The organism is Streptomyces violaceoruber, from assembly GCF_033406955.1.
GTDB classification, from domain to species: domain Bacteria; phylum Actinomycetota; class Actinomycetes; order Streptomycetales; family Streptomycetaceae; genus Streptomyces; species Streptomyces violaceoruber.
The window spans coordinates 5,761,329-5,775,389 of sequence record NZ_CP137734.1; the positions used below are offsets into that span (position 1 = coordinate 5,761,329).

Sequence of the window (14,061 nt, forward strand, 5' to 3'; positions counted from 1 at the left end):
CCCCGGGTGGCAGAATCGGCCCGTCTGAGGGTACCCCCTCTGGGGAAGTTCGAGGACGAGCCGTTCAGGCCGATACAGGGGCCCGGGGCACAGCCCCGGCCCCACCGGCTCAACCGCCGGAGGCCCTCGCGCAGTCGGCGCAGGTGCCGAAGATCTCCACCGTGTGCGCCACGTTGACGTAGCCGTGCTCGGCGGCGATGGCCTCGGCCCACTTCTCGACGGCGGGGCCCTCCACCTCGACCGCCTTGCCGCAGGCGCGGCAGACCAGGTGGTGGTGATGGTCGCCGGTGGAGCAGCGCCGGTAGACGGACTCGCCCTCGGCGGTGCGCAGGACGTCGACCTCACCGGCGTCGGCGAGGGACTGAAGGGTGCGGTAGACCGTGGTGAGCCCGACCGCGTCGCCCTTGTGCTTGAGCATGTCGTGGAGTTCCTGCGCGCTGCGGAACTCCTCGACCTCCTGAAGGGCGGCCGACACGGCAGCCCGCTGCCGGGTGGCGCGGCCCTTCACGGGCGGTCCAGCGGTGGTCACTGGATTCCTCCTCACGTCTTCGCGGCTTGCCGGGCCATTGTGCCAGCCCGGTCGGCCCGCGGTCAGACGCCGACCTCGTCGGCGGCCCCCCTGGTGGCCGGAATCTTGCACTCCGCCGGATCCTCGGCGGGCCGCGCGGCGGCGAGTGCCCGCGCGCGTCGCCTGGCCAGCGGTGCGGCCAGCAGGCTCAGCAGGATGAACGCGCCGATGGTGAGCAGCACGATCGTCGCGCCGGGCGGCACGTCCTGGTAGTACGAGGTGACCGTGCCGCCGATGGTCACGCTCACGCCGAGCGCGACGGAGATCGCGAAGGTGGCGGCGAAGCTGCGGGTGAGCTGCTGGGCGGCGGCCACCGGGACCACCATCAGCGCGGAGACCAGGAGCAGGCCGACGACGCGCATCGCGACGGTCACCGTGACCGCCGCCGTGACGGCCGTCAGCAGGTTCAGCGCGCGCACCGGCAGCCCGGTGACCCGGGCGAACTCCTCGTCCTGGCTGACGGCGAACAGCTGGCGGCGCAGCCCGACGGTGACGAGGACCACGAAGGCGGCCAGCACGCAGATCGCGGTGACGTCGGACTCGGAGACCGTCGACAGGGACCCGAAGAGGTACGAGGTGAGGTTGGCGTTGGAGCCGCCCGGCGCGAGGTTGATGAACATCACGCCGCCCGCCATGCCGCCGTAGAAGAGCATGGCGAGGGCGATGTCGCCGCGGGTCTTGCCGTACCAGCGGATCAGCTCCATGAGGACCGCGCCGAGGACGGAGACCAGGGTCGCCATCCACACCGGGGACCAGGAGAGCAGGAAGCCGAGGCCGACGCCGGTCATCGCCACGTGGCCGATGCCGTCGCCCATGAGGGCCTGGCGGCGCTGGACCAGGTAGATGCCGATGGCCGGGGCGGTGATGCCCACCAGGACGGCGGCGAGCAGCGCCCGCTGCATGAAGGCGTAGTTCAGGATTTCCATGGTCGTCGCCTTCTCAGCTCAGCAGGCCGGTGCGGATCGGTTCGGCGCCCGCCGGTGCGTGCGGGTGGACGTGGTCGTGGCCGGGCAGCGCGTGCTGGCCGACCGCCTCGGGCGGCGGGCCGTCGTGCAGGACGCAGCCGTCGCGGAGCACCACGGCCCGGTCGATCAGCGGCTCCAGCGGGCCCAGCTCGTGCAGGACGAGGAGGACGGTGGTGCCGGCCGCGACCTGCCCGCGCAGGGTTTCCGCCAGCACCTCCTGGCTGGCCAGGTCGACGCCCGCCATCGGCTCGTCCATGATCAGCAGTTCGGGTTCGGCGGCGAGCGCGCGGGCGATCAGCACGCGCTGGTGCTGGCCGCCGGAGAGGGCGTTCACCGAGTCCTTGGCGCGGTCGGCCATGCCGACCAGGCCGAGGGCGCGGCGTACGGCCTCGTGGTCGGCCTTGCGCAGGACGCCGAAGCGGGCCCGGGAGAGCCGGCCCGAGGAGACCACCTCGGTCACCGTGGCGGGGACGCCGCCCGCGGCCGTGGTGCGCTGCGGGACGTAGCCCACGCGCGCCCAGTCGCGGAAGCGGCGCCTGGGGGTGCCGAACAGCTCGATCTCGCCGGCCGTCACCGGCACCTGGCCGATGATCGTGCGCACGGCCGTGGACTTGCCCGAGCCGTTGGCGCCGAGCAGCGCGACCACCTGGCCGCGCCGCACGGTGAGGTCGATGCCGCGCAGGACGGGGCGTGAGCCCAGCTCGGCGCGGACGCCACGCAGGGATATGACGGACTCGTCGCTCACGATGTCCTCCGTAACGATCGAACGGGCCGGGCCGCCCGTTCGGGCTGCCCGGCCGGGCTGCTTACTTGGCGCCGAGGGCGGTTTCGAGCGCCTTGAGGTTGGCTTCCATGACCCCGACGTAGTCCTCGCCCTTGGACTTGTCGGTGATGCCCTCCAGCGGATCGAGGACGTCCGTCTTCAGGCCCGCGTCCTTGGCGAGGGTCTTCGCGGTCTTGTCGGACACCAGTGTCTCGTAGAAGACGGTGGTGACGCCGTCGGCCTTGGCCTCCTGCTGGAGTTCCTTGATCCGGGCGGGGCTGGGCTCGCTCTCCGGGTCGAGGCCGTTGATGGCCTCCTGGGTGAGGCCGTAGCGCTCGGCGAGGTAGCCGAAGGCGGCGTGGTTGGTGAAGAAGACCTTGGTGGCCGTGTTCTTCAGGCCGTCCTTGTACGCCGTGTCCAGGCCGCTCAGCTTCTTCGCCAGCGCCTCGGCGTTCTTGCGGTAGTCGCCGGCGTGGTCCGGGTCGGCCTTCTCGAAGGACTCGGCGACACCCTGGGCGATCTCGGCGTACTTCACCGGGTCCAGCCAGACGTGCGGGTCGAGCGCGTGCTCGCCGCCCTCGGAGTGCTCCTCCTCGGCGTGCTCCTCCTCGGCGTGCTCGTCCGCGTGCTCCTCGCCGCCGTGGTCATGGTCGTGCTCGACGTTGCCGTGGTCCTCCAGCTTCGTCAGCGAGGCGGCGTCGATCTTCGTCTTCACGTCGGACTGGGCGATGGCCTCGTCCACGGCGGGCTGGAGGGACTTGAGGTAGAGCACCGCGTCCGCCTCGCCCATCCGGGCGGTCTGCTTGGCACTCAGCTCCAGGTCGTGCGGCTCCTGGCCGGGCTCGGTGAGCGTGGTGACGTTCACGTGGTCCCCGCCGATCTGCTCGGCGAGGTATTCCATGGGGTAGAACGACGCGACGACGTCGAACTTGTCGGTGTTGCCCGCCGCCGAGCTGTCGCTGGAGCAGGCCGAGAGGGTGCCGAGGCCGAGCGCGGTGGCCGCGGTGACTGCTATGCCGGATATGCGGCGTCGTCGTACGTTCATGACACTCATTTTCAACAAATATGGAAACCGTTGTCAACAAGCGGACGATTCCGCAGCTGGGAGGCCCCGATTTGGCCGTGGGGCGACCCACGCCGGTAACCTGAAGCATTCTCTGGAAGCATCTCGCTTCGTCGCCCGTCGTCGTAATGAAGAGAGCACCGTGGCCGCCGACAAGATCGACACCATCGTCAGCCTGAGCAAGCGCCGTGGCTTCGTATTCCCGTGCAGTGAGATCTACGGCGGTCAGCGCGCCGCCTGGGACTACGGTCCGCTGGGTGTCGAGCTCAAGGAGAACCTCAAGCGCCAGTGGTGGCGCTACATGGTCACCTCGCGCGAGGACGTCGTCGGTCTCGACTCCTCCGTGATCCTGGCCCCCGAGGTCTGGGTGGCCTCCGGTCACGTCGCCACCTTCACGGACCCGCTGACCGAGTGCACCTCCTGCCACAAGCGGTTCCGCGCGGACCACCTGGAGGAGGCGTACGAGGAGAAGAAGGGGCACGCCCCGGAGAACGGCCTCGCCGACCTCAACTGCCCCAACTGCGGCAACAAGGGCACCTTCACCGAGCCCAAGCAGTTCTCCGGTCTGCTCTCCACCCACCTCGGCCCGACCCAGGACAGCGGCTCCGTCGCCTACCTGCGACCCGAGACCGCCCAGGGCATCTTCACCAACTTCGCCCAGGTGCAGACCACTTCGCGGCGCAAGCCGCCGTTCGGCATCGCCCAGATGGGCAAGTCCTTCCGCAACGAGATCACGCCCGGCAACTTCATCTTCCGCACCCGTGAGTTCGAGCAGATGGAGATGGAGTTCTTCGTCAAGCCGGGCGAGGACGAGAAGTGGCAGGAATACTGGATGGAGCAGCGCTGGAACTGGTACACGGGCCTTGGTCTCCGTGAGGAGAACATGCGCTGGTACGAGCACCCGGCCGAGAAGCTCTCCCACTACTCCAAGCGCACCGCCGACATCGAGTACCGCTTCTCCTTCGGCGGCAGCGAGTGGGGCGAGCTGGAGGGCGTCGCCAACCGGACCGACTACGACCTCTCCTCGCACGCCAAGGCCTCCGGCCAGGACCTCTCCTACTACGACCAGGAGGCCCAGGAGCGCTGGACGCCGTACGTCATCGAGCCGGCGGCCGGTGTCGGGCGCGCGATGCTCGCCTTCCTGCTCGACGCGTACATCGAGGACGAGGCGCCGAACGCCAAGGGCAAGCTGGAGAAGCGCACCGTGCTGCGGCTCGACCCGCGGCTGTCCCCGGTGAAGGTGGCCGTGCTGCCGCTGTCCCGCAACCCGGAGCTGTCGCCGAAGGCGAAGGGGCTCGCGCAGGCGCTGCGGCAGAACTGGAACATCGAGTTCGACGACGCGGGTGCGATCGGGCGCCGGTACCGCCGTCAGGACGAGATCGGCACGCCGTTCTGCGTGACCGTCGACTTCGACACGCTCGACGACAACGCGGTGACCGTTCGGGAGCGGGACACCATGAAGCAGGAGCGTGTGTCTCTCGACCAGATCGAGGGGTACCTCGCCTCTCGGCTGGTTGGGTGCTGAACGTCCGTCTGCGTTGAGGTACCAGGGGGCTCCGCCCCCTGGGCCCCGGGGCCTGTGCCCACCCACCACCCGACTCGGTCGGGAGGGGGGTGGGCGTTTCGGCGTTTCGGGGGCCCGGACTTACAGGTCCACCCCCCGGGCTCAGCGGCCCTGGAGGGACTTCACGTTGGTGCCGAAGGTCCAGTTCTTCGAGCCGTCCCAGTTGAGGGACCAGGTCATCAGGCCCTTGAGGGCGCCGTTGTAGTGGTTCCATGCCTGGGAGACCAGGGACGGTGGCATGTAACCGCCGCCCGCGCCGGGCTGGGCGGGCAGGCCCGGGACCTGCTTGTCGTAGGGCACCCGGACCGTGGTGCCCTGGATGACCAGGCCCTTGTCCAGGCAGTCGGTCTGGGCGGTGAAGCCCTGCACGGTACCGGCCGAGTAGGAGTCGCCGGCGCAGCCGTACATGCTGCCGTTGTAGTACTGCATGTTCAGCCACCACAGGCGGCCGTTGTCCGCGTACTTCTTGATGATCGGCAGGTACGCGCCCCAGATCGATCCGTAGACGATGCTGCCGCCGGTGACGTACGCCGTCTCCGGGGCCATCGTGAGGCCGAAGTTCGAGGGCATGCGGGCCAGTACGCCGTCGATGATGCGGATCAGGTTGGACTGGGACGCGGAGAGCTGGTTGATGTTGCCGCTGCCGGTCAGGCCGGTCTCGATGTCGATGTCGATGCCGTCGAAGTTGTACTCCTTCAGGATCGGCACGATCGTGTCGACGAAACGGTCCGCGACCGCGGTCGAGTTGAGATCGATGCCGGCCGTCGCGCCGCCGATGGAGAGCAGCAGCGTCTGCCCGGACGCCTTGGCCGCGCACATCTCCGCGGGCGTCGCCACCTTCACGCCCCGGTCCATGCCGTCCTCCCACAGGGCCGTGCCGTCGGAGAGGATCACCGGGAAGGCCGCGTTGAGGACGTTGTACCCGTGGGCGCCGATCTGGGGGTCGGTGACCGGGGTCCAGCCGAAGGGCGGGTGGACGCCGTTGGCGGCGCCGTCCCAGTTCTCCCAGTAGCCCTGGAGGACCTTGCCGGCGGGCTTCGACTTCACGGCGCAGGTGTCGGCGGCCGCGCCGGTGGGGGCGGCGCCCTCGGGAGCCGCCGACGCGGTGGCGACTCCCAGGGGGACCAGAACGGTGGCCGCCAGTGCGGCGGCCAGTAGACGGATTGTGCGGCGGATCATGCCGGGCCTCCCGGTGGGGGTCGGTGAGGGAGAGTCTTCTTGTGTCGTAGGCATGACAGTGCTGTGGTCCAGACCTTTCGTCAAGAGGTCTGGACCAAGTGGCGTGTGCGGATCGGGCGTCGTCAGGCGATCGTCCGGGGGAGGCGCAGGCTCAGCAGGCCCGTCAGCGCCACCCCGGCCAACTGGACCAGCAGCGTCGTCACCAGGGCGTCCCGCATGCCCATCCCCGGGGTCAGCGACAGGAACAGGGTGCCCAGGGTGGCCACGCCCAGGGCCAGCGACGACTGCTGGGTGGTGACCATGACGCCACTGCCCACGCCGGCGCGTTCGGCGGGCACCTCCGAGAGGACCAACCGGAGGACGACCGGGAGCTGAAGTGCCTGGCCCGCGCCCGCGACCGCCGCGCCCGGCAGGAGTTCGACCAGGCCGAGGTCGGGCCAGGAACGCCACGCGGCCAGCGTCATCAGGGCCAGGCCCACTCCCTGGAGGACGGCGCCGGTGGGCACCACGCGGGTGCCGTAGCGGGCGACCAGTCGGGGGCCGGCGAGGGAGAAGAGGAAGAACACCACCGCGAGCGGGGCCAGGGCGAGCCCCGCGGCCACCGGGCCCAGGCCCGCGCCCTGCTGCAACGCCACCGCGATGACGAACATGAAGCCGCTGAAGCCGATCGAGAACGGCACGATCAGCAGCAGGCCGCGGCGCAGCGAGACGATCGCGAACAGGCTCGGCGGGACCAGCGGGGTACGGCCCGCGCGGTCCGCCCGGCGCTCCACCGCGTAGAACGCCGCCGCCGCGAACGGGAACGCCGCCAGCGACAGCCACGTCCACAGCGGCCAGCCCGCCGCCCGGCCCTCGGTCAGCGGCACCAGCAGGGTCAGGATCGAGGCGGCCAGCAGGAAGGTGCCGGGGACGTCCACCGGCTCGGGGCGCGCGGAGCGGGTCTCCGGGACCGCGCGGGCGGCGAGGAAGAGACCCGCGAGGACGACCGGGACGTTCACCAGGAAGACGGAACGCCAGCCGGTGCCCGCGATGTCCGCCGCCACCAGGACGCCGCCGAGGATCTGCCCGGCCACCATCGACAGACCGGCCGTGGCCCCGTACAGGCTCATGGCCTTCGCGCGCCGGGGACCGGTCGTGGTCGCCTGGATGGTCGCCAGCACCTGCGGCAGCATCGCGGCGGCCGAGGCGCCCTGCGCCACCCGCGCGGCCACCAGCGACCAGGCGTCCGGCGCCAGGCCGCAGGCCAGCGAGGTCAGCCCGAAGGCCGCCATGCCGCCCAGGAACAGGCGGCGCCGGCCGAGCAGGTCGCCGAGCCGGCCGCCGAGGACCAGCAGGACGGCGTACGCGACCCCGTATCCGGCGACGACCAGTTCCAGGACCGCCTCGCCCGCGGAGAGGTCCGCGCCGATGGTGGGCAGGGCGACGTTGACGATGAAGAAGTCGACGAGCGGGAGCGCCGCACCCAGCAGCACCGTGAAGAGTCCGAGGCCGCCGAGTGCGGGCGGCGCTTCCGGGGTGCCCGTACGGACGGGACGTGAAGTGATGGTTTCGGTCACGTGGTCGAGCCTGCGGCCGTTTCCAGGGTGGTACCAGAGTCTTCTTATGCTGGTAGTAGAAGTACCTGGCAACAGGTTCCCGGGCGCGGCATCCTGGAGGCATGACGACGATGACGGGTCGGGAGACGGCCGTCCAGTCCCCGCCCCGGGACACCGGCTCGGAGATCCGGCGGCACGAACTCGCCGCCTTCCTGCGCAGCCGCCGCGAGCGCATCGCGCCCGAGCAGGTCGGGCTGCCCCGCGGACGACGGCGCCGGACCCCGGGGCTGCGCCGCGAGGAGGTCGCCCAGCTCTCGGCCGTCGGCGTCACCTGGTACACCTGGCTGGAGCAGGCCCGGGACATCCAGGTCTCCGTGCAGGTGCTCGACGCCCTCGCCCGCACCCTGCTGCTCGACCCCACCGAGCGCGCCCACCTGTTCCAGCTGGCGGGCTCCGTCGACCCGACGCCCGCGACGGACTGCCCGGCCATCACACCGGCGGTGCGCGCCCTGCTGGAGCAGTTCGAGCCGTACCCCGCCTGCGTGCAGAACAGCCGGTACGACATCCTCGCCCACAACCGGACGTACGGGCTGCTGCTGTGCGACCTGGACGCGGTGCCGCCCGAGGACCGCAACTGCATGGTCCTCTGCTTCACCCACGAGGACTGGCGGTCCTCCATCGTCCATCTGGAGGAGACCCAGCGGCTGATGGCGGCCCGGTTCCGCGCCACGATGGCCGGTCATCTCGCCGAGCCCGCCTGGAAGATGCTGCTCAAGCGGCTGCGCACCCAGTCGCCCGCCTTCCGCGAGGCCTGGGAGCGGCACGAGGTGGTCGCGCACCGGGGCAAGCGCAAGGAGTTCCTCAACCGGCACGTCGGCCGGATCCGCGTCGACCACACCGACCTGTGGCTCGGACCGGAACCGGGGCCCCGGATGGTGACGTACGCCCCGGCCGACGAGGACTCCCGGGAGCGGCTGGAGAGGCTGCACGCGATCGCCCTGGAGCGGGAGCCGGCCGCGTCGGGATGAGCGCCCGAAGTGCGGGAACCCGGGGAAATGCGGAAGGTGATGTTCCCGGGGTTTCCCAGGGCGCGCACAGCCCGGGGTTCCCACAGCACGGACAGGGCGAGGACGAACAGTCATGGCTGAGCAGAAGTCGGCGCGGACACTCCCGCGGCCGTTGCACGCGGCCGCTTCGGCGGTGCGGAAGGTGCCGGGTGCCGGGACGGTGGGCAGGGCGGCCGAGGGCGCGCTGGACAGGATCGGGGCGGTGTCGCCGCGCGGGCGGCGCGTACTCGTCTACACGGGCGCCGGAGTGCTGGGCGTCGCCGGACTGGTGGAGTGGCCGGTCGCGGTCACCGGGGCGGCGGTGGCCTGGCTGACGCAGCCGCGCGGGCAGAACGGGCGGGGCGGCGACGGGGGCGCGGCGAAGGGCGGCGACGCGGAAGCGGCCGGGGCCCGGGGCGCCGTCGGCAGCAAGCCTGCCCGGACGTCGGCCAGGAAGACCACCAGCAGGGCGGCCACGGCGAAGGCCGCCACGGCGAAGACGGCTGCGGCGAAGGCCGCCACCGGCAGGACGGCTGCGGCGAAGACGGCCGGAGCGAGGGCGAGCGGGACGAAGGCCGCCGGGGGCGGGACGGCCACCCCCGCCAAGTCGGCCGCCGCGACGTGGCGGACCACCGGCGCCGAGAAGGCCGCCGCCAAGTCCACGGCCGCCAAGTCAACGACCACCGGGTCCAAGGCCGCCAAGTCCACGGCCACCGGGTCCACGGCGGCGAAGTCCGCCGCCGCGCGGAAGTCGCCCGCGCAGAAGACCGCCGCGAAGAAGACCTCCGCGAAGAAGACCGCGTCCCCCACCCGGGCCAAGAGCCAGTCGGGGACCAAGGCGTCCTCGAGCCGGCCCTCCTCCTCGGGCGGCGGCCGGAGCGGAAGCCGCGGACGCAAGACGGCCGCCGCGTCGCGCACCCGCACGTCCGGCTGAGGGAGAGCGATGGCCGGCGGACTGCTCACGCGTTCCCAGGACGCCGTCACGGGATTCGTGCTGGCCGGACCCCGGCTGCTCGCGCGCGGCACCGCGCCCGCCGTGGGCGCCGCGGCCGGGGCGGCGGCGGGCACCGCGCGGGCCGGTGTGCGCGGCGCCGACTTCGCGGCACGGGCGGCACGGGTGGCCCGCGCCGCGCTGCCCGGGGGATCGCGGGACTGGCGGGCCGGACCCCGGGCGCACCTCGCGCTGCGGCCGGTCGCGAGGGACGAGGTGCGCCGGGCGGGCGGTACCGAGCGGGTGGGACGGCGGGTGGCGGCGGCCCTGGCCGAGCACCCGGACGTGCTGTTCGCCTACTGGGACACCGGCCTCGCCAGACTGGTGGTGACCGCGACCGAGGACGCACTCGCCGACCGGGTCGTGGACCACGCCACCGAACTCGCCGGACGCCACGGACTCACCCGGGTGGACCAGGCGGACCTGACCGGCCTCACCGGCCCGGGCGAACCGGGCGACGACGATCTGGTCGACGACGATCTGGTCGACGGCGACCTGGTGGACGAGCCGGACCACCCCGGCGACCCCGCCCCGGTGCGCGTCGCGGCGGCCGCACTCGGCGCCGACGTGCTCGGCATCGCCGCCGCCGTGACCGGCGCGCGGCTGCGGCTGCCGCCCTCGCCCCGCCTGGTCACCGCCGTAGCGACGCTGCTGCGCGAGAACCCGGCCTTCCGCGCCTGGCTGCGCGAGCGGCTCGGCGACCACCGCATGGACGTGGCGCTGGCCGCCGCCAACGCCGCCGTCCACGGTGCCGGGCAGAGCCCCACCTCACTGGTGCTCGACGGGGCGCTGCGGGTGTGCCAGCTGACGGAGGCGGTGGCGCGGGGTGCCGCCTTCGAGGTCGTGCACGACCGGTTGTGCGTGCCCGGCCGCGACAGCCTGCCCGCCGTACCCGCCCTGCGTCCGGCGCCCCGCACCTCCCCGGCCCAGGACTACGCCGCCCACGCCTCGGCGGGCAGCGTGGCGGGCGCGGCCGCGACCCTGCTGGTCAAGCACGACCTGGCCGAGGCGGCGGAGGCGGTGCTCGCCGGTTCGCCCAAGGCCGCCCGTTACGGGCCCGCCGCCTTCCACGCCGTACTGAGCGCGGCGCTGTCCCGCACGGGTGTGCTGGTGCGCGATCCCGGGCGGCTGCGGCAGCTGGAGATGGTCCGCACGGTCGTCCTGCACCCCAGCGCGCTGCGGGTGCCGGACGCGGGCGCGGACCCGTGGACCGAGGACGTGCTGGACGCGGCGCGGCGCGCGGGACTGCGCGTGGTCATGGTCGAGGACCCGGCGCTGGCCGACTTCACCGGACTCGCCGACCAGGTCGTCGGCGCCCGCCGCCCGCTCGCGGACGTCGTGGCCGAACTGCGCGCCGAGGGCGGCGTCGTCACCGTCGTACGGCCGCTGCCCGGCGACGACGGGTCGGTGTCGGCCGGGCTGCTCGCCGGGGACGTGGCCGTCGCGCTGGCCGACGGGGACTGCCCGGTGGCCTGGGGCGCGGACGTGCTCGCGCCGCAGGGGCTCGCCGACGTGTGGCGGGTGCTGCGGGCGGTGCCGGTCGCGCGTGCGGTCGGGCGCCGGTCGCAGACGCTGGCCCGGTCCGGGGCCGCGCTGTCCGGACTGCTGGTCGCGGTCGGCGAGGCGCGCGGCAGGAGCCGGGGCGGCGTGTCGTCGCTGCTGGGGATGCGGCACGCGCCGGTCGACGCGAGCGCGGCGCTGGCCCTGCTGTCCGGCACCCGGGCGGCGATCGGCGTGGCGACGGCCCGCGCTCCGCACCCCCGGGCCCGGGTCGCCTGGCACGCGCTGGACCCGCAGGACGTACGGGACCGGCTGGAGCGGGAGCGCGAACCCGAGCCGACCGCCGTGGAACAGGCCACGGCCCGGCTGCGGGCGGCCGCCGACCGGGCGGGGCGGGTGCCCGTGCTGGCTCCGGTCCGCTGGTCGTGGCAGCTGGCCCGGGCCGTACGCGGGGAGCTGGACGATCCGCTCACCCCGGTGCTGGCGGTCGGCTCGGCCGCCTCCGCCATCCTCGGGTCGGTCGTGGACGCGTTGCTCGTGGTCGGCGCCCTCGACCTGAACGCGCTGGTCGGCGGCTTCCAGCGGCTGCGCGCCGAGCGGGCGCTGTCCGGGCTGCTGGCGGAGCAGAAGCAGAAGGCCCGGGTCGCCGAGGAGCAACTCCGCCCGGAGACCGCGGAGTTCACGCCGGAGGGGGAGCCGCGGATCGTGGACGCGGCCAAGCTGCACCCGGGCCACGTGATCGAGCTGCGGGCGGACGACGTGGTGCCCGCCGACGCGCGGCTGCTGTGGGAGGACGGCCTGGAGGTGGACGAGTCCGCGCTGACCGGCGAGTCGCTGCCGGTGGACAAGTGCGTGGACCCGGCGCCCCGCGCCCCCGTGGCGGAGCGGTACTGCATGGTCTTCGAGGGCACGACCGTGGTGGCCGGGCGGGCCCGCGCCGTCGTCGTCGACACCGGCGACCACACCGAGGCGGCGCGCGCGGTCGCGCTGGCGGCCCGTACGCCGTCCGCGGCCGGAGTGCAGGCCAGGCTTCAGGAGCTGACCCGCAAGGCGCTGCCGCTCACCCTGGCGGGCGGGGCCGCGGTGACCGGGCTCTCGCTGCTGCGCGGGGCGCCGATCCGGCAGGCCGTCGCCGGCGGCGTGTCGGTGGCGGTGGCCGCCGTGCCCGAGGGACTGCCGCTGGTGGCGACCGTGGCCCAGCTCGCCGCGGCCCGCCGGCTGAGCCGCCGGGGCGTCCTGGTGCGCACCCCGCGCACGCTGGAGGCGCTCGGCCGGATGGACACCGTCTGCTTCGACAAGACGGGCACCCTCACCGAGAACCGGCTGCGGCTGTCCCGGGTCGCGGGCGCCGACGGCACGGTACGCCGGTCGGGCGACCCGGAGACCGCCGACACCGTACGGACCGCCGCGCGCGCCTGCCCGCGGCTGGACGGCGACGGCGCCCGCCCCACCCACGCCACCGACGAGGCGATCCTGGACGCGGCCGGGGACGATCCCGGGTGGACACAGGAGGAGGGCCTGCCCTTCGAGACCTCCCGCGGCTACGCCGCCGCCGTCGGACGCGAGGACGGGACCGGCGCCGCCGTGCTGGTGGTCAAGGGCGCCCCGGAGACGGTGCTGCCCGCCTGCGCCGGCCTGCCGGACCACGCCCTGGAGGTGGCGCAGCGGCTGGCCGGTGCCGGACTGCGCATCATCGCGGTGGCACGGCGGACCCTGGACACGGGCGAGAGGGCGGCCGACGTGCTCGAACGGCAGCCGTCGGAGCTGGAGTTCACCGGACTGCTCGCGCTCGCCGACGTGGCCCGCGAGACCTCCCCGGCGCTGGTGCGCGGGCTGCGCGAGGCGGGCGTACGGCCCGTGGTGCTGACCGGCGACCATCCGCAGACCGCCCACGCCATCGCCGTCGACCTGGGCTGGCCCGAGGACGCGGTCGTGGTCACCGGCGACGAGCTCGCCGCCGCCGACCGCACCGCCCGCTCCCGGATGCTGCGCGACGCGGACGTCGTGGCCCGGGTGGCGCCCGAGCAGAAGCTCCAGGTCGTCGAGTCCCTGCGGGACGCCGGGCGGGTCGTCGGCATGGTCGGCGACGGGGCGAACGACGCCGCCGCGATCCGGGCCGCCGACATCGGCGTCGGCATCAGCGCCCGCGGCTCGGCCGCCGCCCGCAACGCCGCCGACCTGGTGGTCACGGGCGACGACCTGCTCGTGCTGGTGGAGGCGGTGCGGGAGGGCCGGGCGCTGTGGCACAGCGTCGCCGACGCCATCGCCATCCTGATCGGCGGCAACGCGGGCGAGGTCGGCTTCGGCATCCTCGGCACGGTGCTGGGCGGCGCCGCCCCGCTGTCCACCCGCCAGATGCTGCTGGTCAACCTCTTCACCGACCTGTTCCCCGCGATGGCGGTCGCGGTGACGAAGACGGGCGATCCGGAGCAGGAGGCCGCCGACGCGGGCGCGCCGCTCGGCACGGCCGTGCTGGGCGAACCCCTCATCCGGCAGATCCGGCACCGGGCCCTGACCACGGCGCTCGGGGCGACCGCGGCCTGGCTGCTGGGCCGCTTCACGCCGGGCACCCGGCGCCGCTCGACGACCATGGCCCTGTGCGCGGTCGTCGGCACCCAGCTCGCCCAGACCCTCGCCGACCGCCGCGACAGCCGCCTGGTCCAGGTCACGTCCCTCGGCTCGGCCGCCGCCCTGGTCGCCCTCGTCCAGACGCCGGGCGCCAGCCGCCTCTTCGGCTGCACCCCGCTGGGCCCGGTCGCGTGGACGTGCGTGGCCGCCGCGATCGCGCTGGCGCTGGCGGGGCAGCGGGCGTTGCCGGGCGTGGAGGACGCGATCGTGAGGTACTGGCCGAAGGCGGCGGAGCGGCTGCCGCGGGCGGTGCGGTGAG

The 14,061-nt window shown here is 73.6% G+C and carries 10 protein-coding genes; 4 read left to right on the forward strand and 6 right to left on the reverse strand.

Annotation, left to right across the window (positions count from 1 at the left end; all coding sequences use genetic code 11):
* Nucleotides 1–109: 109 nt before the first annotated feature.
* From R2E43_RS25700 to R2E43_RS25715, 4 genes are all read right to left on the reverse strand, one after another.
* Nucleotides 110–529 (reverse strand): Fur family transcriptional regulator, encoded by a 420-nt coding sequence (locus R2E43_RS25700; protein WP_003976294.1) that lies wholly within the window; start codon nt 527–529, stop codon nt 110–112.
* 62 nt (nt 530–591) lie between these two features.
* Complete coding sequence (locus tag R2E43_RS25705) at nt 592–1,494, reverse strand: metal ABC transporter permease (protein WP_011028393.1); 903 nt, start codon at nt 1,492–1,494, stop codon at nt 592–594.
* A 13-nt stretch (nt 1,495–1,507) separates the two neighbouring features.
* A complete protein-coding gene (locus R2E43_RS25710; protein WP_011028392.1) occupies nt 1,508–2,278 on the reverse strand; it encodes a metal ABC transporter ATP-binding protein in 771 nt (256 codons plus the stop codon).
* Between the two features lie 61 nt (nt 2,279–2,339).
* Nucleotides 2,340–3,341 carry a zinc ABC transporter substrate-binding protein gene (locus tag R2E43_RS25715; protein WP_093456118.1) on the reverse strand — a complete coding sequence of 334 codons (1,002 nt, stop codon included), beginning with the start codon at nt 3,339–3,341 and terminating at the stop codon, nt 2,340–2,342.
* Nucleotides 3,342–3,501: 160 nt separating this feature from the next.
* Here R2E43_RS25715 and R2E43_RS25720 point away from each other — a divergent pair, with 160 nt between their 5' ends.
* Complete coding sequence (locus R2E43_RS25720; protein ID WP_003976298.1) at nt 3,502–4,884, forward strand: glycine--tRNA ligase; 1,383 nt, start codon at nt 3,502–3,504, stop codon at nt 4,882–4,884.
* A 141-nt stretch (nt 4,885–5,025) separates the two neighbouring features.
* On the opposite strand, the gene R2E43_RS25725 is transcribed toward R2E43_RS25720, so the two are convergent.
* Both R2E43_RS25725 and R2E43_RS25730 read right to left on the reverse strand, forming a co-directional pair.
* Entirely contained in the window at nt 5,026–6,102 is a 1,077-nt protein-coding gene (locus R2E43_RS25725) for a chitinase (RefSeq protein WP_319123885.1), read from the reverse strand.
* Nucleotides 6,103–6,224: 122 nt separating this feature from the next.
* Nucleotides 6,225–7,658 carry an MFS transporter gene (locus R2E43_RS25730; protein WP_011028390.1) on the reverse strand — a complete coding sequence of 478 codons (1,434 nt, stop codon included), beginning with the start codon at nt 7,656–7,658 and terminating at the stop codon, nt 6,225–6,227.
* Between the two features lie 110 nt (nt 7,659–7,768).
* Between R2E43_RS25730 and R2E43_RS25735 the strand changes: the two genes are divergently transcribed.
* The 3 genes from R2E43_RS25735 to R2E43_RS25745 all read left to right on the forward strand — a co-directional run bounded on the left by R2E43_RS25735 (nt 7,769) and on the right by R2E43_RS25745 (nt 14,060).
* Nucleotides 7,769–8,665: a helix-turn-helix transcriptional regulator gene (locus R2E43_RS25735; RefSeq protein WP_003976301.1), complete on the forward strand. Its 897-nt coding sequence runs from the start codon at nt 7,769–7,771 to the stop codon at nt 8,663–8,665.
* A gap of 112 nt (nt 8,666–8,777) precedes the next feature.
* A complete protein-coding gene (locus R2E43_RS39025) occupies nt 8,778–9,617 on the forward strand; it encodes a hypothetical protein (RefSeq protein WP_387586370.1) in 840 nt (279 codons plus the stop codon).
* A gap of 9 nt (nt 9,618–9,626) precedes the next feature.
* Nucleotides 9,627–14,060: a cation-translocating P-type ATPase gene (locus tag R2E43_RS25745; protein WP_332056605.1), complete on the forward strand. Its 4,434-nt coding sequence runs from the start codon at nt 9,627–9,629 to the stop codon at nt 14,058–14,060.
* Nucleotide 14,061: the final 1 nt, after the last annotated feature.

What these genes read in the sequence shown, in the direction of transcription:
- R2E43_RS25705 (WP_011028393.1), bottom strand. Translation starts at nt 1,494, where the DNA reads ATGGAAATCCTGAACTACGCCTTCATGCAGCGGGCGCTGCTCGCCGCC.
- R2E43_RS25715 (WP_093456118.1), bottom strand. Translation starts at nt 3,341, where the DNA reads ATGAACGTACGACGACGCCGCATATCCGGCATAGCAGTCACCGCGGCC.
- R2E43_RS25725 (WP_319123885.1), bottom strand. Translation starts at nt 6,102, where the DNA reads ATGATCCGCCGCACAATCCGTCTACTGGCCGCCGCACTGGCGGCCACC.
- R2E43_RS25735 (WP_003976301.1), top strand. Translation starts at nt 7,769, where the DNA reads ATGACGGGTCGGGAGACGGCCGTCCAGTCCCCGCCCCGGGACACCGGC.
- R2E43_RS39025 (WP_387586370.1), top strand. Translation starts at nt 8,778, where the DNA reads ATGGCTGAGCAGAAGTCGGCGCGGACACTCCCGCGGCCGTTGCACGCG.
- R2E43_RS25745 (WP_332056605.1), top strand. Translation starts at nt 9,627, where the DNA reads ATGGCCGGCGGACTGCTCACGCGTTCCCAGGACGCCGTCACGGGATTC.